General features: G+C 73.8%; 14 protein-coding genes. 5 read left to right on the top strand and 9 right to left on the bottom strand.

The genetic code is table 11. The annotated features are described in order from the left end of the window. The first annotated feature begins 305 nt into the window (after positions 1–305). Positions 306–590, top strand: coding sequence for a DUF2277 domain-containing protein (locus tag ACVUH9_RS21300; protein WP_475760688.1), 285 nt, complete (start codon positions 306–308; stop codon positions 588–590). 45 nt (positions 591–635) lie between these two features. On the opposite strand, the gene ACVUH9_RS21295 is transcribed toward ACVUH9_RS21300, so the two are convergent. Further along, positions 636–1,292, bottom strand: a complete 657-nt coding sequence (locus ACVUH9_RS21295) for a phosphoribosyltransferase (RefSeq protein WP_475760687.1) — start codon at positions 1,290–1,292, stop codon at positions 636–638. 319 nt (positions 1,293–1,611) lie between these two features. Here ACVUH9_RS21295 and ACVUH9_RS21290 point away from each other — a divergent pair, with 319 nt between their 5' ends. Then, on the top strand, positions 1,612–1,788 hold the full coding sequence (locus ACVUH9_RS21290) for a hypothetical protein (protein WP_475760685.1): 177 nt from the start codon (positions 1,612–1,614) through the stop codon (positions 1,786–1,788). 63 nt (positions 1,789–1,851) lie between these two features. Here the strand turns inward: ACVUH9_RS21290 and ACVUH9_RS21285 are convergent, their stop codons facing one another. Both ACVUH9_RS21285 and ACVUH9_RS21280 read right to left on the bottom strand, forming a co-directional pair. Continuing rightward, the gene (locus ACVUH9_RS21285) at positions 1,852–2,703 is read right to left on the bottom strand and encodes an alpha/beta hydrolase (RefSeq protein WP_475760683.1); all 852 of its coding nucleotides are present in this window, start codon (positions 2,701–2,703) and stop codon (positions 1,852–1,854) included. A gap of 32 nt (positions 2,704–2,735) precedes the next feature. Then, complete coding sequence (locus tag ACVUH9_RS21280) at positions 2,736–4,280, bottom strand: ABC1 kinase family protein (protein WP_475760681.1); 1,545 nt, start codon at positions 4,278–4,280, stop codon at positions 2,736–2,738. Between the two features lie 99 nt (positions 4,281–4,379). Between ACVUH9_RS21280 and ACVUH9_RS21275 the strand changes: the two genes are divergently transcribed. Continuing rightward, positions 4,380–6,227, top strand: coding sequence for an ABC-F family ATP-binding cassette domain-containing protein (locus ACVUH9_RS21275; RefSeq protein ID WP_475760679.1), 1,848 nt, complete (start codon positions 4,380–4,382; stop codon positions 6,225–6,227). Between the two features lie 82 nt (positions 6,228–6,309). Here the strand turns inward: ACVUH9_RS21275 and ACVUH9_RS21270 are convergent, their stop codons facing one another. Then, a complete protein-coding gene (locus tag ACVUH9_RS21270) occupies positions 6,310–6,546 on the bottom strand; it encodes a hypothetical protein (RefSeq protein ID WP_475760677.1) in 237 nt (78 codons plus the stop codon). Positions 6,547–6,663: 117 nt separating this feature from the next. Next, entirely contained in the window at positions 6,664–7,191 is a 528-nt protein-coding gene (locus ACVUH9_RS21265) for a cupin domain-containing protein (RefSeq protein ID WP_475760675.1), read from the bottom strand. 72 nt (positions 7,192–7,263) lie between these two features. Here ACVUH9_RS21265 and ACVUH9_RS21260 point away from each other — a divergent pair, with 72 nt between their 5' ends. Continuing rightward, a complete protein-coding gene (locus ACVUH9_RS21260) occupies positions 7,264–8,028 on the top strand; it encodes a TetR/AcrR family transcriptional regulator (RefSeq protein ID WP_475760673.1) in 765 nt (254 codons plus the stop codon). A gap of 343 nt (positions 8,029–8,371) precedes the next feature. Further along, positions 8,372–8,935: a PadR family transcriptional regulator gene (locus ACVUH9_RS21255; RefSeq protein WP_475760671.1), complete on the top strand. Its 564-nt coding sequence runs from the start codon at positions 8,372–8,374 to the stop codon at positions 8,933–8,935. 51 nt (positions 8,936–8,986) lie between these two features. On the opposite strand, the gene ACVUH9_RS21250 is transcribed toward ACVUH9_RS21255, so the two are convergent. The 4 genes from ACVUH9_RS21250 to ACVUH9_RS21235 form a co-directional block, all read right to left on the bottom strand. Then, entirely contained in the window at positions 8,987–9,592 is a 606-nt protein-coding gene (locus tag ACVUH9_RS21250; RefSeq protein ID WP_475760669.1) for a class II aldolase/adducin family protein, read from the bottom strand. A gap of 293 nt (positions 9,593–9,885) precedes the next feature. Next, on the bottom strand, positions 9,886–12,075 hold the full coding sequence (locus ACVUH9_RS21245; RefSeq protein ID WP_475760667.1) for a PKD domain-containing protein: 2,190 nt from the start codon (positions 12,073–12,075) through the stop codon (positions 9,886–9,888). A gap of 316 nt (positions 12,076–12,391) precedes the next feature. Beyond that, positions 12,392–15,370: a hypothetical protein gene (locus ACVUH9_RS21240; protein WP_475760665.1), complete on the bottom strand. Its 2,979-nt coding sequence runs from the start codon at positions 15,368–15,370 to the stop codon at positions 12,392–12,394. Then, entirely contained in the window at positions 15,367–17,724 is a 2,358-nt protein-coding gene (locus ACVUH9_RS21235) for a hypothetical protein (protein ID WP_475760663.1), read from the bottom strand. Before ACVUH9_RS21235 ends, ACVUH9_RS21240 begins: the two co-directional genes overlap by 4 nt. Positions 17,725–18,174: the final 450 nt, after the last annotated feature.

Here is an 18,174-nt window from a genome sequence, read left to right as displayed (position 1 = left end):
GCGGCAAGCACGGCATCATCGCCACCACGACCCCGCTCTGCGGGGCCAAGCTGACCGGCAAGGTCACCTTCGCCGGCCAGAACGGCGCGGCCACGAAGGCCAGCAACAAGATCACCACGGCCTGCATCCCGGGCACCAAGCCCAAGAAGGCCAGCAGCAAGAAGTAGCCCGGCCCGGACCTCGAGCTCGCCGACGCGGCGAGCTCGGGGACCGGCCCCCGGCCGCCCCGAAGCCGGCTATCGGCACCGACACGGCGATCGGGACGACGGGTGGCGCGGCCCGACCGTCGGGCGTACGCTCGGAGCATGTGCCGCAACATCCGCACGCTGTACAACTTCGAGCCGCCCGCCAGCGAGGAGGAGATCCACGCCGCGGCGCTGCAGTACGTCCGCAAGGTCAGCGGCTCGACCAAGCCCTCGCAGGCCAACGCCGCGGCGTTCGAGCAGGCAGTCGTGGAGGTCGCCGCGATCACCGCCGAGCTGCTCGACCGACTGGTCACGAACGCCCCGCCGAAGGACCGCGAGGTCGAAGCGGCCAAGGCTCGCGAGCGGACCGCCAAGCGCTACGCCACGACGCCCTCCGCCGCCTGACCGGGCGGCCGGAGCGGAGGACCGCAGGCGACCCGACCGCGCTGGTCAGTCGGCCGGCCGCCGGTCGGCCTCCGCCAGCAGTGCGATGACCTCCTCGTCCTCGGTCTGCCCGAAGTCCGCGTACCAGTGCCCGACCGCGCCGAACAGCTCCGGCGTGGACAGGCAGACCAGGGCGTCGGCCTCCTCCTCCACCAGACCACAGACGCTCGGCGCCCCGACGGGCACGGCCACGATCACCGAACGGGCCGCCCGCTCGCGCAGGCTCGCGATCGCCGCTCGCATCGTCGCCCCGGTCGCGAGCCCGTCATCGACCACGACCACGTCCGCACCCGCCACCGCCAGCGGCGATCGCCCCGCCCGGTAGCGACCCTCACGGCGCTCGAGCTCCCGGAGCTCGTGTGCGGTGACCGCGGCGATCGCCGCTTCGGCATCGGCGAGCTCCTCGAGGATCCCCGCGTTGAGGACCCGTACGCCCCCCGACGCGATCGCGCCCATCGCCAGCTCCTCGTGGCCGGGCACGCCGAGCTTGCGGACGAGCAGGACGTCGAGCGGCACCCCCAGGCCCAAGGCGACCTCGAAGGCCACGGGCACCCCACCGCGCGGCAGGCCGAGCACCAGCACCGGACCGGTGACCAGGTCCCGCAACGACGCGGCCAGGCGACGCCCGGCGTCCCGTCGATCGGCGTAGATCGCGATCGCCATCGTGTCCTCCGTCTACCCGGCCCGTCGCCGCTGCACCGCCGTCCTCCGGATTTCGCCCGCCCTGTCCCGCCGGCCTGCCGTCTCGGTCCGACGTCGCCCTTCGCCGCCCTCCGGATCCCGACCCCACGCCGTCCCGACGCCCTGACGTCCCGGTGGATCCGATGGTCGCCCGACCCAGGCGTACGATGTCCACATGAACCGTTTGACGCGCGCGTGGATCGGGTAGGGGCAGCCGCGGATGCCATCGGACAACGCCCACTGCCCGCACTGCCGCCGGCTCATCGCCCAGCGCGCACCTCACCCGTACCCACCGCGACCGATGCGCTGCCCGCAGTGCCGGTTGATGGTCGGCCCCGGCCGCTCGCTGACTGCCAAAGGACGACCGCGGCGACTCGGCGCCCGCGTCGACGCGCTGCCGGTCGACGCCGTGCTCGACGTCCTCCGCGACGCGCAGGGCGCCACGCGCTCGAGCCCGCACCACGACTACGGACCGTAGGCCGTTGACCGTGCCCGGCCCCGACCTCCCCCGGGGCCGCACCGCTCCACCCCCGGGTCGCCCCTAGCCGTCGTCGGCGAAGCGGCGGACGAACGCCAGCGCCACGTCGCAGACCTCGCGCCAACCGCTGTCGATCGTCAGCGAATGGCCGCGGGCGGGGACCTCGGCGATCTCGGTCACCCCCTCGTTGTGCTGCTGGTGCTTGTAGGCCGCGTGGGCAATCGCCAGCGGCGAGGTGTTGTCCTCCTCGCCGGCGATGATCAGCAGCGGGCCGCGCTCCGGGTTCTTCGCGTCGACCTTCGCCTCGGTCCACGGGTTGAGGTTGGCGGCCGCGGCCTGGAAGATCGGCGTGCCCGAGGCCGGGACCGCGAACTCCGCGTACAGCTCCCGGGCCTCGTCGTCGCCGAGCACGTTGGCGAACGCGAAGCGGAACTGCTCGTACGTCAGCGGGACCGCGCGGTGGCGGTTGGCCGGGTTCCCGAGCACCGGACGGGACGCCTTCAGGGCCGAGATCGGCAGCGGCAGGACGCCCCGGAACGGCGCCGTGTCGATCGCGACCGAGACGGCCGAGAGCCCACGGCCGGCGACGATCTGGGTCAGCAGGCCGCCGAACGAGTGGCCGATCACCGCCGGCTTGCGCTCGAGGCCCGCGATCACCTCGGCGTAGTGATCCGCGACCTGGCCGACGCTCTTGCCGGCGAAGACCTCCGGGTGGGCCTTGGCCTCCTCGACGGTCTCGGGATCGTCGGGCCAGCCCGGGGTCAGCGGCGCGTAGCCCGCCTCCGCGAAGACCGCCGCCCAGCGGTCCCAGCTGCTGGGCAGCAGCCAGAGCCCGTGGATGAAGACCACCGGGCGCTGCCCGCTGGCGTTCGCCTGCTCGACCTGCTGCCGTTCGTCGTCGGTCACCGTGGACATGGCCCGACCCTACGCCCGCCACCGCGGGCCGCTCAGCCGGGCTCGCCCGCGGCGGCCGCCACCACCGCCGCGATCCCCGCGTCGCGGGTGAAGAGGTCGCCGAGGATCCGCTCGACCACGGCCAGCACGTCGGCCTCCGGCGCGACCGCCGCCGCGAAGCTCGACAGGTACAGCAGGTTCTTGAAGAAGAGCACCAGCTCCTTCGGCATCCGAAAGCCGCCCGCGGCGAGCGTTCGCAGCAGCCGTCCGAGCGTCTCGCCGAGCCGGTCGAAGGTGACCTCGCCGTCGGAGCGGGCCTCGAGCCGGGTCATCTCCTCCTGGAGCCGCTCGACCAGCCGCTCGACGTCGGCGTCGGCGTCGATCGCCCCGAAGGTCCGCATCGCCTCGACCTGGATCCGGGCGTCGGAGGCCGCGAAGCCGACCAGGAACCGGACCAGGCCCGCGCGTTGGGTCGCGTCGAGCCGGCCGCAGATCCCGAAGTCGACCATCGAGAACCCGGGCCCCTCGACCAGCACGTTGCCGGCGTGCAGGTCGCCGTGGAACAGGCCGTGCACGATGGTCGCCTCGAGCACCCCGCGGACCCCGACCTCGAACAGCCGGTCGCCGTCGACCAGCGTGCCGTCGTCGAGCGAGAGCCGCGCGTACGAGACCCCCGGCACGTGCTCCATCACCAGCAGCCGCTCGCTGACCATCCCCGGCACGGGGCGCGGCACCCGCACGTGCTCGGCACCGAGGTCCTCGAGCACGGCGAGGCTCTCGACCAGGTTCGCCGCCTCCAGCCGGAAGTCCAGCTCCTCCAGCGTCAGCTGCGCGAACAGCTCGACGAAGGCCGGCAGGTTGGCCGAGCGGGCCCCGGTGTGGAGCCGGTCGGCGGCGGCACAGACCAGCGCCAGCGTCTCGATGTCGGCCCGGAAGCGGGCCCGCAGGCCGGGCCGGCGGACCTTCACCACCACCGCACGGCCGTCCCGCAGGACCGCCCGGTGGACCTGGCCGATCGAGCCGGCGGCGAGCGGCTCGGGGTCGAACGAGGCGAACGCGTCGAGGTCGCCGCCGAGCTCGCGGCCGACGATCTCCTCGGCGGTGCCGGGAGCGAACGGTGGTGCCTCGTCACGACACCACGCGAAGGCCGCGACCCACTCGTCGGGCAGCAGCCCGTCGGCGCTGGCGATGAACTGGCCGAGCTTGACGTAGGCCGGGCCGCCGGCCCGGACCAGCTTCTGGGCGCGGGCGATCAGGCCACGATCGGCGGCGGGCGGCGAGATCGAGAGGCCGACGGCGGTCGCCCCGGCCGAGAGCAGCGCGACGGGCGCCTCGGGCGCGGCGGTCCTCGCGACCCGCCAGGTGGTCGCGGCGAGCGCCCCGAGCGTGTCGGTCCAGACGCGCGGGCTGGAGATCCGGACCGCCTCGCGCACCAGCGCCGCGCGATGGTCGATGGCCTCGGCCTGCCAGACCAGCGCCTGCGCCGTCAGCCCCTCGACGGCGGCGAGCTGTGCCGACCGCCGCAGCAGCTCGACGCGCGGCGGCAGCGGCGGCGCGGCCGAGGAGCCGGGAGGCGATCCGACCGCGTCTTCGAGCATGCCGCAGTATCTCAGCGGTCAGATCGAGCTGTGTGACGTTGCGCATCCCCGGGCAGCGGGCCCGCGTCGTTCGCCGGTTCCCGGCAACATGGAGGGCAGATGGCCCCCGCTCCCCGCAACCTGGTCAACCTCAAGTCGGTCGACAAGGGCTACGGCAGCCGGTCGGTGCTGCACGACGTCACCCTCGGCATCAACGCCGGCGACCGGATCGGGATCGTCGGCCGCAACGGCGACGGCAAGTCGACGCTGCTGCGGTTGGTGGCCGGCCTGGAGGAGCCCGACGCCGGCGCGGTCACCCGGCTCGGCGGCCTCGACATGGCCGTGGTCGCCCAGGGCGACGCGCTCGACGGCAGCAAGACGATCCGCGACGAGCTGATCGGCGGCCGCGCCGACCACGAGTGGGCCGGCGACAAGACCTTCCGCTCGGTCCTCGACGGGCTGCTCGGCGGGGTCGAGATGCGGCGGTTCCCGAACGGCCTCGACACCGTGATCGGTCCGCTCTCGGGCGGCGAGCGGCGACGGATCGCGCTCGCCCAGCTGCTGCTCGACAGCCCCGAGCTGCTGCTGCTCGACGAGCCGACCAACCACCTCGACGTCGAGGGCGTCGACTGGCTCGCCCGGCACCTCGCCGCGCGCCGCGGCTCGATGGTCGTCATCACCCACGATCGCTGGTTCCTCGACGCCGTCTGCACCCAGACCTGGGAGGTCACCGACGGCACCGTCCACCAGTACGACGGCGGCTACGCAGCCTATGTCCTGGCCCGCGCCGAGCGGGACCGCCAGGAGGCCTCACGCGAGGACCGCCGCCAGCAGCTGATGCGCAAGGAGCTGGCGTGGCTGCGGCGGGGTCCGCCGGCCCGGACCTCGAAGCCGAAGTTCCGGATCGAGGCCGCCAACGCCCTGATCGCCGACGAGCCCGCCGCCCGCGACGGGGTCGAGCTGCTGCGGTTCGCGTCCCAGCGGCTCGGCGGCAAGGTCCTCGACGCCGTCGACGTCTCCGTCGCCTACGGCGAGAAGACCCTGCTCGACCACGCCACCTGGCGGCTCGGCCCGGGAGACCGGGTTGCGCTGGTAGGAGTCAACGGCTCCGGCAAGACGACCCTGATCGACCTGCTCAGCGGCAGCGTGACGCCGTCGACCGGGGCCGTCGAGCGCGGCACCACCGTCCGGCTCGCGCACCTCTCGCAGGACACGGCCGAGATCCCCGGCCACCTGCGCGTGCTCGAGTCGTTGGAGGAGATCCGCGGCGCGACGACCACCAGCGACGGCCTCGAGATGACCGCCGGCCAGCTCTGCGACCGCTTCGGCTTCCGCGGCGCGAAGGCCCGCACGCTCGTGCGCGAGCTCTCCGGCGGCGAGCGCCGCCGGCTGCAGCTGATGCGGCTGCTGATGGACGAGCCGAACGTGCTGCTGCTCGACGAGCCGACCAACGATCTCGACATCGACACCCTGACCGCGCTCGAGGACCTGCTCGACGGCTGGCCGGGCACGCTGATCGTCGTCAGCCACGATCGCTACTTCGTCGAGCGCGTCTGCGACGACGTCTACGCGCTGATGGGCAACGGCGGGATCCAGCACCTGCCGGGCGGGATCGAGGAGTACATGACGCTGCGCCGGGCGGCGCACGCGGCCGAGGCGGAGACCGCGACCGGAGCCGCCCGTCCCACGGCCAGCGGCGGCCCCGGCTCCGCTGGCGGCACCGCCACGGCGACCGCCCCCGCCCTCACCGGCGGCGCCCTCCGCAACGCCCGCAAGGAGGTCGCGCGGCTGGAGCGGGCGATCGAGAAGCTCGACGGTCGCGAAGCCGCGCTCCACGAGCAGATGGCCGCCGCGGCCACCGACCTCGGCCGACTGCGCGAGCTCCAGGCCGACCTGACCGCACTGGGCGAGGAGCGCGAGCAGCTCGAGGCGACCTGGATCGAGCTGTCGGAGTCGATCGAGGGCTGAGGCCGGCGGCGACGGGTCTCGGTGAGCTCGGCGCGGCGCCGATCCCGAGCCGCGTCGCGTGATCGAAGCGCCGCGCGCGCGACTACCCCTCGCGGGCGACCAGCCGCTTGCGAGCCCGATCGAGCGCCTCGAGCACGACCAGCCCGACGGCGATCACCGCGAACGACACGATCCACCACCATGGGCCCGGTAGGTGGGTGGTGGCCGCCAGGCCGAAGTCCAGTCCGCCGAGCTTGACCGCGAACGGCAGCACCCCGGCGTAGATGCCGAGCAGCAGCACCGCCCCCGACGCCAGGTCGTAGTCCTGTGGGTCCTTCATCGTGCCCCCAGGGTGCCAGCGGGGGCCCGCGTCCTCTACGGGCTTTGGTCTATGCCGGCCCAGACCGAGGTCGATCCCCGGGCCGCCGGTCGTCCGGACCGGGCCGTCGCATCCGGGTCAGCCCCTTCCGCCCCGGGAGCCCCCGAAGATCGCGATCATCGCCGACTGGACCGGGCGCGGCGGGAAGCGCATCACCACGTCCTCGCGGTGCTGGGCGAGGAAGCTCGCCGCCCAGCGTGCGCCACGCAGGCCGCGCGGGATCCCGCCCCGCCGGAAGAGCCCCTCGCGGGCCGCGGCGGCGCTGTCCTCCAGGAACGCCTGGAGCCCGAGCCCGGGGCGGACGACGCAGTGCAGGTGCGCCTCGCGGTCGCCGCTGCCGGCCAGCCCGTGGACCGTCCCCGCCGGCACGATCTGCTCGCCATCGGCCGGACCGATCGTGCGGGTCGTCCGGCCCAGCCGGAAGCGCACCTGGCCGTCGAGCACCGTCCAGCGCTCCTCCTGGCGGGGATGGAGGTGGGGCGGCAGCGCCCCGTCCGGCGCCAGCCAGGCCTCGACGATCAGGTCGTCGCCGTCGGTCCGGAACGTGTAGCGGGCGCGGTGGACGGGGTCGTGGGTGGCGTCGGGGTCGGCGGCGGTGGTGGACACGGGGCTCGTACTCCTGGGCGGTCTTGTTACCGGTCGGTAACAACATACGCCGCCCGCTACGATTCGGCAACCGTGTCACCCCCGGACCCGCCGTCGACCTCGCCTCCGGACCGCCGAGCCGACCCCACGTCGACCCGGCCCACCGCGTCGCCCGCCACCGCGCCGCCCGCGACCGCGCGGCGCGCCGCCACCCGCCGCGCACACCCCGACCCGGCGACGACCGAGCCGCGCCGAACCACCGGCGGACCGCCCCGCGTCCGGATCCCCGCCGACCAGCGGCGGTCCCTGATCGTCGCCGCGGCCGGCCGCCTGTTCGCCCGCGACGGCTATGCCGGCACCCGCCTGGAGGACATCGCGGCTGCGGCCGACGTGACGAAGCCGATGGTCTACCGCCACTTCGCCTCGAAGAAGGCCCTCTACCTGGCGCTCCTGACCCGCCACGAGGACGACCTCGGCGGCTTCTTCGACCCGCCCGACGGACCGCCCGCCCCGCCCACCCCCGCCGGGCGGGTGCGCGCGATCCTCGAACGCTGGCTCGACTACGTCCACGCCAACCAGCACGCCTGGCTGATGCTCTTCCGCGACGACTCCGGCGACGCGGAGATCCGCGAGGTCCGGCTGCGGGTCAGCCGCCGTGCCCGCCAGGTGATGGCCACGTTCGTCGCGGAGCAGGCCGGGGAGCGGATCCCGCCCCCCGAGGTCGAGCCGACCGCGGAGCTGCTGACCAGCGGCCTGGCCGGGCTGGCGCTCTGGTGGATCGACCACCCCGACGTGCCGAAGGCCGTGCTCGTCGAGGCCGCGACGCGACTGACGGCACCGATCGCGGCCCCGCGCTAGCCGGCCGGCGCGCGCTGCGACCGCACGAGCTCCGACCGGCGCGTCCGCGGCGCTCAGACGACCGCGGACAGCCGGGACAGTTCTCGTACAGATGTCCACCTTTGTCTCGGCATCCGACACCGCCGACATCCCCTTTCGTGCACACACCCGTCACACCGGCCGGACAACCACGATCCCAGTTTCAGCCGTACGCTACTGGGCGCAGCGGCCGGGGATCCACTCGTTCGGCCCCCACTTCAGGCCGCCTCGCGGGCCACTCTGGACCCCAGGCCGTGCGGTACGAGAACGCATCGTGTGTAACGGCGATCGCCTATGCTCATGCCTCCAGGTCCGGCCCGAGCAGATGAGCACCCCGACACGAAAAGCCGTACTCGCCGTCGTCACCCGGCGGCCGACCTACGGCGCCGCGGTGGTCGAGCAACTACGGCGCTGGTCGGTCGACCCCGAGCTGTTCCCGAAGTCGTCGGTCTACACCGCTCTGACTCGCCTGGAGCAGGGGGGCTTGATCGAGCCGCGCGGGCCCGCTCCGGCCAGCACCGACCGCCAACCGCGGATGACCTACGGAGCGACCCCGGCCGGCGAGCAGGAGGTCGATCTCTGGCTCTCCGGGCGTCCGGCCTCCTACGCCGACCTGCGCCTGCGGATCGCCCTCGCGCGGCCACACGACCTCGAGCGCCTGATCGGCTTCGTGACCGAGGCCGAGAGCAACTGCCTGGAGCAGCTGGCCGCGGCGGGCCCACCCTCGCTCGAGCGACTCGTCGCCCGACGCGCGCCGTGGGAGGCCCTCTGCGGCGTGATCCTCGGCACGATGGACGCCGCCGAGCTGGCCGGGCGAGCGAAGTGGCTCCAGGCGGCCCGGGTCGCGCTCGTGTCGATGCGCGACCACCCGACCCAGCTCCGCGGCTGAGCCTGGGCCCACCGATCCCGAGGGTCGGCGGACCCAGGCGAAGAGCCCGCTCTACGCCGGCGGGGGCGTCGTCGCGGACCCGCGCAGCAGCCAGGCCAGCTGGGCCTGGTGCTCGACCGCCTCGGCGACCGTGACCGCCTCGCGCAGCGTCCGGCCCCAGGCGACGAGGCCGTGCCCCCCGAGCAGCACCGCCCGCGACGTGCCCAGCCCCTCGACCGTCGCCGCGGCCAACTCGGGGGACCCCGGCCGGGCCCGGCGGGCGGTCGCGACGGTCCCGATCCCGAAGTACTCCAGCTCCTCGGTCGCCGGCTCCAGCGGCTCGCCGAGGAAGCTCCAGGCGGCCGCGTGCGGGCTGTGGGTGTGGACGATCGCGGCGGCGGTCGGGTGCGCGGCGTAGACCGCCAGGTGCAGCGCCGATTCCCGCGACGGCGTGCGGTCGCCGGCGAGCACGCGGCCCCCAGGGCCGACCGTCACCAGGTCGCGGGCCGCCATCTGGTCGTAGTCGAGGCGGCTGGGCGTGATCCGGGCGCCGCCGGCGACCCGCACGCTGACGTTGCCGACGCTGCCGACGACCAGGCCGCGCTCGTGGAGCGCACGCGCCGTCGCCACGATCTCCCGGTCCCGTCGCCGTCCGGCGACCCACTCCCCGACCCGCACCGTGGCCTCAGACGGTCGCGTCCGCGCCAGCCCGGGTGACCGGCGGCCGGCCGATCTGCCCTGCACCACCACCTCCGCGCACGATCGACCGCCGCGTCGACGACGCGCTCCGGGGCGGTTGCGGCACGGCACCGAGAGCGCCGGTGCCGCCAACGATCGAGACGGGGAATGCAGCCATGCGTAACGCTCCAGGAGAGAGGAAGGCCCGGAGGCGAACAGTACCCGCGACGCGGCAGGGCGGGGCGGCCGCGCCGTGGTCCTCGGACCCGGCGCGGCCGTGACGATCGACTGCGCTAGGGCGCGGTCACGGCGATCGTCAGCGTCACGGTCCGCTTGCCGTCGCGCACCCGGTAGACCATCGCCGGCGCGCCCTTGGCGTCCGAGCCGGGCGGCGCCAGGACGACCTGGAAGCGACCGCGGCGGTCGGTCCGGATCCGCGCGGTCGTCGACGGCCCCGTGCCGCAGACCGGCTGACCGAGCACCGTCAACGTGGTCGGCTTGCGGATCCCCGCCACCCGACCACGCACGTTGCGGCCGCCCCCGGCCTGGACCTGCTGACCCGTGACCTGCGCCTGACGGGTCGCCTTCAGCGCCCGCGAGCGGACGTTGTCGACGCTCAGTCGGTAGCGCGAGCGCGCCCGCAGCTTCGCCTGCTTCGGGGCGCTGACGGTCGCGCTTACCGCACCGTCGGCAGCGATCGTGGCCTCCGCCACCCGGGTCTCGTCACGCAACACCGTCAGCTTGCGGCCCGCGAGCTTTCGCGACGCGACCCCGGTCAGCCGGACGCGCGACCCGCGCGCCTCGATCCCGGTCAGGACCACGAACGGCGCGTCGCAGACCACCGGCAGTGCCAGCGGCGGGGGTCCCGAGGCCGCCGGTCCGGTGATCGTGATCGTCCGGCGCTCGACCGTCTCGTTGCCGAACCGATCGCGGCTCCGGATCGTCACCGTGTAGACGCCCGGCGCGGCGTAGACGTGCGAGACCGAGGTCCCGGTCGCGGTCCCCCCGTCGCCGAAGTCCCACGTCGTCTCCCCCGTCCCCGACCACAGATCGCGCGGCGAGACCGAGAACGCCACCGGCGCCCCGGCACCCGCGGTCACCGGCACCGTGACCTCGCCCAGCTGCGGCCCGCCCCCGTCGAGCAGCGAGGCGTACACGCGCTCGTCGGTCTCGTCGGGGCCGGCGCCCGCCCAGACCGCGGCCACGGTGCCCCCGCCACCGGCGGCAACCGCCACGTCTTCGGCCTCGTGCTGCTCCGTCGAGAGCAGGACGGGCGGGCCCCAGGCCGATGCTCCCGCCGCCAGCGTTCGTGCGAAGACCCGGTCGATCTCCTCCTCGTCGTTCTCCCAGACGACCGTGGTCGCCCCGTCCGGAGCGACCGCCACCACCGGATTCTCCGTCTCCTCGCCGTCCGCGGACAGCTGGACGACCGGACTCCACGCCGACGCGCCCGCGGGCAGCGTCCGGACGTACGTCGGCTCGACGTCGTTCCCGTCCTCGCCTTCCCAGACGACGGCGACCGTGCCGTCGGCACCCGCGTCGATCTCGGGATCGTCGACGTCCTCGTCGATCAGGTCGACGACCGGCCCCCAGCTCGAGGAGCCGGCGGCACGCGTGCGCACCTGCCCCCGCGAGTCGTCGTCGTCGTGGTAGCTCTCCCAGACGGCCGTCACCCGCCCGTCCGGCGAGACCGCGAGCTCCGGATCGGACGCCCCCACGCCCTCGGCCGAGAGCGCGACAGCCGGCCCCCAGCTCGACGAGCCGGCGGGGCGGGTCCGCGCCCAGACCCGCTCGGTGTCGCCGTTGGCGACCCAGATCGCGGTCGCCGTCCCGTCGGCCGCGAGGACCACGCTCGACGAGTAGCCGTCCTCGTCGGTCTCGGAGAGCAGCTCGGCCGGCGCCCAGCCCGCCGCGCCCGCGGCCCGGGTCCGCGCCCACACCTGGTCGCGGTCGCCGTCCCAGGTCGTCCAGGAGACGATCGCCGAGCCGTCCGCGCCGACGGCGATCGACGGGGCGTAGTTGGATTCGCCGGCCCCGGAGAGCGCCACGGTCGGTCCCCACGCCGACGAGCCTGCCGGGCGCGTTCGCGCCTGCACCACCTCCAGCTCGCCGACCCAGGAGACCCACACCGCCGTCGCCGTCCCGTCCGGGGCGATCACGACCGTCGCGGCGGAGGCGCTGTCCTCCTCCGCGAGCTCTTCGACTGGCCCCCACGCCGACGCGCCCGCGAGCCGGGTCCGCGTCTGGACCGCCTCGCCACCCTCGGCGACGTCCCGCGTCCAGACCGCGACCGTCGTGCCGTCAGCTCCGACGGCGACGTCCGGGTCGTTGCTCTCCTGACCGAGGGCCGCCAGCGGCTCGTGGCCCAGCCAGGTCGGTGCGGCGGCAGCCGGGCCGGCGGTCGCGCCGAGGCTGATCGCGCAGACGGCGATCACGCCGCCGGCCGACAGCAGGGAATGTGAACGTGAACGACCAACTCGCATCGCGCCATCATGCCAGCGCGTTAACGGCGTTCGCTTCGAGGTCCACCACGCTCCTGGTGGGCACACACAAGCGCTGAACGGGGACACCCCGGAGCGCCCCACCCCGTTAGCACCCGCGAACACCCGACAACACAAGTTTCGAAACGTGAACATGGACTTCGGGGCGAGCCGGGAACTACGCCGCCAGCCGTGCCATGGCGGCCGCCGCGCGGTCTCCCACGCAGCGGTCGGGCTGCCCGGCGGGGCGGCGGCCGCCCTGCCGGGCAACCCGCCTGCGGGGCGGGGCGACCGACGGCCGCCACCACCCCGCAGGCACCTACCGCGTGCCGACCTTCTTGCCCTTGATCGTCACGGTCTTGGTGAACGAGACCGGCTTGGCCGCCTGACCGGCGGCGGTCGTCGCGCCGGCCTTCGGCGCGTAGGCGACCCGGACCGCGACCGTGACCGCCTTGCCCCGCCGCAGCTGCGCCACGGTCGCACGCGAGAGCCGGACCCGGACCAACGTGCTGTCGCCGCTCGCGACCGAGGCCGTCGCACGGGTGATCCGGGTCCCGCTGAGCGTCAGCTTGCCCGCACCGACCCCGGCCACCCGAACCGCCAGCCGGTCGCTGCCGCTGCGCGTCGCCGTCAGCACCTGCGGGACGCAGGAGGGCGCCGCCAGCTCGATCTTGCGGACCGTGCGGGCGCCGTTGTGCCCGGTGAGCTCGACCGTCGTGCCCTTGGCCGCGCCGCAGACGTCGTTGGTCGCCTTCAGGATCCCGCGCTTGCCGTTGTTGATCGTCAGCCGGAAGTCACGCACGGGGACGTCCGGGACGCCGGTGAACGTCGTCGTCAGCCGCTTCTTGGCGTCGACCGACGAGTCGGCGTGGAGATCGACCTCGACGCCCTCGCCGCTCAGCTTCAGGAACAGCTTCGGGAGGGTCGGGATGACCTTCCCGTTGGCGCCGATCCGGGTGCCCTTGACGAAGTAGACCGGCCCCTGGATCGGGACGTGGAGGGCCGGGGTCGTCGCCGTCGCCCAGCCGATCTGGGAGGCGGCCGGGCAGTTCCGCGCGGCCGCGCCGGCGGGCTCGCAGAGCGCCTCGGCGTTGTCCGGATCGAGCGCCGCCGTCAGCGGCAGGGTGACCTTGATCGACTGCATGTTGGCCTGCCCGAAGCTGTCGGCGAGGTTGGCGACGATCCCGGGGTGCTTCCCGGTCCGCATCTGGGTCTTGCCGGTGTACTCCAGCGACAGCTTCGGGTCGAGCACCAGCTGGTCGCAGCCGCGCGGCTGGTACGGCACAGTCGCGGTCGAGACCGTCCCCGCGGTGCTGGCGAACGAGCCGGCGACGGCGGACGCCGCACACGACGTCGCGTTGAACGTGAAGCCGGGACGGTCGAGCGTCACGTCGACCGTCCGCATGTGCAGCGGCACCCCGCCGACGATCGTCGGCAGCGGGTCCGAGACCGCGGTCGCCTGCGCCTTGTTGGCGTCGACGTGGAGCGCGATCCGGACCACGACCAGCCCGAGGTCGAACGGCCCCGCCTTGGCCGGGACGACGACGCTCATGCTGAACGGCGCGCCCTTGTACGGCCCCGCCAGGTAGACCTGGCCCGAGAGGCCGAACGGCGCGCCGCCGGAGCCGACCGCGACCGTGGTCGAGCCGACCCGTGAGACCGCGCCGCAGCTGCCCGCGGCCGCGTTGACCTCGGGGCAGAGCGGCACCGAGCCGAGCGCGGCCAGCAGGCCGGGCGGCAGCGCGACGTCGATCCGCGAGAGGTCCTGGTCGGCGTCGGCCCGGCCGACCGTCATCGTGAACGGCGAGAACGTCCCCGCCAGCGCGCCGGTGGTGCCGGCGCTCAGCGTCGGGGCGAAGCGGCCCGTCGGGCAGCCCTGGTCGATCGCGAACGAGCTCGACGGCGACGTCGACTGCCCGCCCCACGACGCGAGCGTGGTCGTCGCGGTGTGCGTGCCGCAGACCGTCGGGTTGACCAGCGGAGCGCGGTCGCCGCCCTTGAACGTCAGCGACATCTTCGAGAACGGCAGCTGCGGGTTGTCGAGGAAGCTGGCCGTGATCTGGCCGGTCGCCCGGTCGATCCGGATCGCCCCGCGGAGCTTGATCCGGACGCCGGATCCCTCGGCGGTCAGGAACAGCCGGTACATCTCCCCCGACTCGGGGTCGTCGGAGCGCTGGCTGCCGACGTAGAGCGAGCCGCTCATCGGCGCGTCGAGCACCGGCGTGTCGATCTTGACGGTGCCGATCCGACTCGCCGCAGGGCACTGCTCGGCGTCGGTCGAGTCGAGCGCGAGCTGCCCGTCGGTGCAGGCCTCGAGCCCGCTGGCGACCGCCGGCGACAGTGCCACGCCGGCCGGCAGCCGCACGATCGCGTCCTTCAGGCTCGGCGTCGCCAGCCCGTCCGGGTCGTCGCTCTGCGGGACCGAGAGGTCGACCGCGTAGGCGGACGGTTGGCCTGCCTCGCGGCTCGCGGGCGTGACCGCGATCGACGGATCGAACCGGAGCTGGTCGCAGCCGCTGATCCCGTGGGCCGGGGTGTAGCTGTCCTCGGCGTGACTGTTGACGTCCTGCCACGAGCTCGCGCTGATCGTCGTGGTCAGCGGCGGACCGCACTGCGACGGTGCCGAGAGGAACGGCAGGCGCGGGCCCGTGCCCCGACCACCGTAGGTCAGCCCGGTGCCGTAGAACTCGTCCGGGCCCGGGCCGTTCCTGTCGGCCGGAACGCCCCAGAGCGTCAGCTTCGAGCCGTGGATCTGGAGCAGCGTCGCCAGGTCGCGGAGGTTGGCGACGAGGTGGTAGTCGCCGTCACTGGCCACGCGCACGTCGATCATCACCACCACCACGGAGACCTGAAACGCGAACCGCGCGGCCACACCCTCCGGCGGGACCAGGTTGTAGACCGGGACGGTCGCCTGCCCCACCTTCGCGCCGGCGATCGCCGCGTAGCTCAGCGTCTCGGCCCCGACGATCGTCTCCGGCGAGCAGGTCGTGGCCTTGAACTCCTGGTGCCGGCAGCGGGGCGTCGCCAGCGGGTTGCCGACCAGGCCCCGGGGCATGTCCACGCGGACGTTCCGCAGCGACTGGTCCGGGACCACGGCCCCGGCGCCGTTCTTGGCCGTGTTGAGCATGAAGTCGACGGTCGCGTCGGGATGCGCGCCGGCCTGGGTCACCTCGACGCCGGCGGCGTCGTGGATCGGGGCGGTGAAGCTGTCCGGCACGAAGCCGAAGTCGGCGGCGGCCGGGCTCGCGAACGCGAGCGCGGCGATGACACCGACGAGTGCTGTGGTCAAGCGCTTCATCGCGCACCTCCGTTGGTCTGCTTGGCCGACGTCGAGAGGAGCGTCAGCGTGGTGCGCTTCGTGCTGCCGCCCCGCGAGTGGCGGACGGTGATCGTGAGCTTCAGCGCGTGGTGCCGCGCCAGGTACGTGCGGGCGTTCTTCGAGAGCCGCAGCGTCAGCTTCGCGTTGCCGGCCTCGGTCAGCTTGCGGCTGGCGCTCGCCACGCGCACGCCGCGCTTGCCGAGCCGGCCGGCCACGGTCGCGCGGACGGTGCCCGCGGCGGAGGCCCGCACGCTGAGGGTCACCCGACCCTGCTTGGCCCAGGCCGTCCGCTGCTTGGCGGAGACCTGCGCCGCGCGCACGCTCGGCTTCGGGGCGGGCGCCAGCTCGTTCCCGGGCGGCGGAGCGACGACGTTGCCAGAGCCTCCGGGAGTGCTCGACGCGGTCCCGAGCGGCACGAACGGCGCCGGCGCCGGGCCCTGGCAGTCGGTGCCGCAGCTCGGCGGGTCCTCGGGCGGCACGAAGCCGCCGTCGATCCGGGCGCTGTACATGTCGGCGACGCCGCTGTCGGTGTCCTGGGGAACCAGCCGCTCGGCGGTGATCAGGAAGACGTCGGTGCCGTCCTGCGACGCGCCGGCGAAGATCGCCCCGGCCGGGTCCTTGCCGGTCGAGATCAGCGTCAGCTTGCCGTCGCGGTACTGGTAGACGTCGGCGGCGTCGTTGGTGTCCTCCGGCACCAGCTTGTCGGTGCTGGAGAAGAAGACCCGGCCGTCGGCCCCGACCGCCCCGCGGGGCGCAACCCGGCTGGGAGGCGTCCACGCATCGACCTCCACGTTGCGGAAGTTGGCCAGCCCCTCCGACGTGCTCCCGTCGGTACGGCAGGAGACGCAGGTCACCGTGGTGTCGGCCGCGTTGGCGTCGGCCGCGTAGACCTGGCTGAACCCACCGGCGTGCGGATCGAGCTGCGCCACGGCGTCGAAGGCGATCCGCGACCCGTCGGGCGAGAGCGCCGCCCGGAAGCCGAAGATCGACTCGTACTCGGTGTTGGCGACGAACGAGAAGCGTCCGTCGTGCAGCACGTAGAGGTTGTTGCCGCTGGGCGACGCCCCGTCGGTGAGGACCGCCGAACTGGAGAACCAGAGGTAGTCGACCTCCGCGTCGGCGGCCACCGGCCTGATCTGCTGCGCCACCTCGCCGGTCGTGCCGGCGGGCGTCGCGACGTAGTCGAGACCGTCGGTGGCGCGGTCGTAGACGTAGATGCCGCCACCGGCGGGCGCGTCGTCGGTCAGCTTGGTCGGGCAGGCGAACCACATCCGCGAGCCGTCGCGATTGGCCGCGAGGTAGGTGGCGCTGATCTGGCAGCCGGCGCCGAGCGAGTCGGCGGCGTGCGAGCGCGTGACCTGCTTGGTCGCCGCGCCGGACCCGAGCGCGTCGGTCCGGACGTAGAGCTGCGGGTTGGCGAGGTTCTTGAAGGTCTTGAAGTAGACCGTCGTGCCGTCGGCGGAGAACGCCGAGGGGTAGGTCCCGCCCATCTGCGAGCCGCCCGCGTTGCTCCAATCGTTGTCGCCGAGGGTCGCACCGCCGGGCAGCGCGCCGCCACCCGGAGCGACGCTGACCAGCCGGGTCGTGTCGCCGTCGCGGACGTAGACCTGCTGGGTCGTGGTCGCCGCGCCCCCGTCGGCGGTCAGCGGCTTGGTGCTGTTGAAGGCGATCCGCTCGAGGTCGTCGGTCGCGGCGACGAAGTAGGTCTCCTTCGGCGAGAGGTCCGGCAGCAGCGGGGGCGCCGAGAGCCAGGTGAAGCTGCCGTCGCCCTCGAACCGGTAGTCGTCGAAGTGGCCGAGGTTGGCGCCGACGCCGGTCCCCTGGTCGTTCGGGTCGACCGGGTACTTGGTCTCGATCACCGCACGCGAGAAGTCCTTGGACATCGCCGAGACGTAGAACTGGTCCATCAGGATCGGGTTGCGCCCGAGCGTCGGCGGATTCAGCGACGTCGTCGTCCAGCCGCCGGCGCCACGGAGCGCCCGGTAGCTGCTCGAGATCGAGCCCGGCGAGTTGGCGAAGGTCCCGGACGACCAGAACGTGATCCCCCCGGCCTCCTGGCGGGCGCCGAGCCCGGAGGCGATCGTGCCGCCGTTCTTGTCGACCGGCGAGACCTGCTCGTAGGCCCGGCAGTCGGGCAGCCGGGTCGCGCCCTGCTGCTCGCGCAGCGCCTGGTTGGCGCAGCCGTCCGCGGCGAGGGCGGCGGGCGCCCCGAGGCCAAGGCCGGCGGTCGTCGTCGCGCAGACCGCGGCCGCCAGCAGCAGTCGCGACGTGCCTCCGTTCGCGCGTTCTCGCCGCCGCCCATGTGATGCGTTGTTGCCGACCCGATAGCTCATCTGTTGGCTCTTCCCTCTCGTGTCCCGTGGGTGGCCTCGGGGACGCGCCGTCGCCACGGCACGGTGGTTCCTGGTTCCACCGGGGCGTCGGAGTCGGCGGTGGGTGACTCGCCGGTCGCTTCAGACCGACGACGCACGCCACCTACCGATCCTTTGGATTACCCCAGTCTCTTCCCGGCTATGGTCGGTGGAGACCCCCCTTCCCCGAGGGCCGCCGCGCAGCATACACAGTCTGTGACAGCTGCACGGAAGGTCCATGCAATCGAACGGCTGGTCGGCGTTCTTGGGCTGGACAAATGGCTTGGATACTGGGTATCTGACCTTCTTACGGAACTCTTCGACAACCCGATGCGCAGCCGTCGAAGCCGCGCTCGTCGGCAGGAACGTGCGCGGAAGGGACGAGCCCCGCTCCCGCACCGGCGAGCACGACCGCCCACGACCGCCTTCCCA

The organism is Patulibacter ginsengiterrae (genome assembly GCF_056269115.1).
This window is presented reverse-complemented; position numbering and strand designations above follow the sequence as displayed.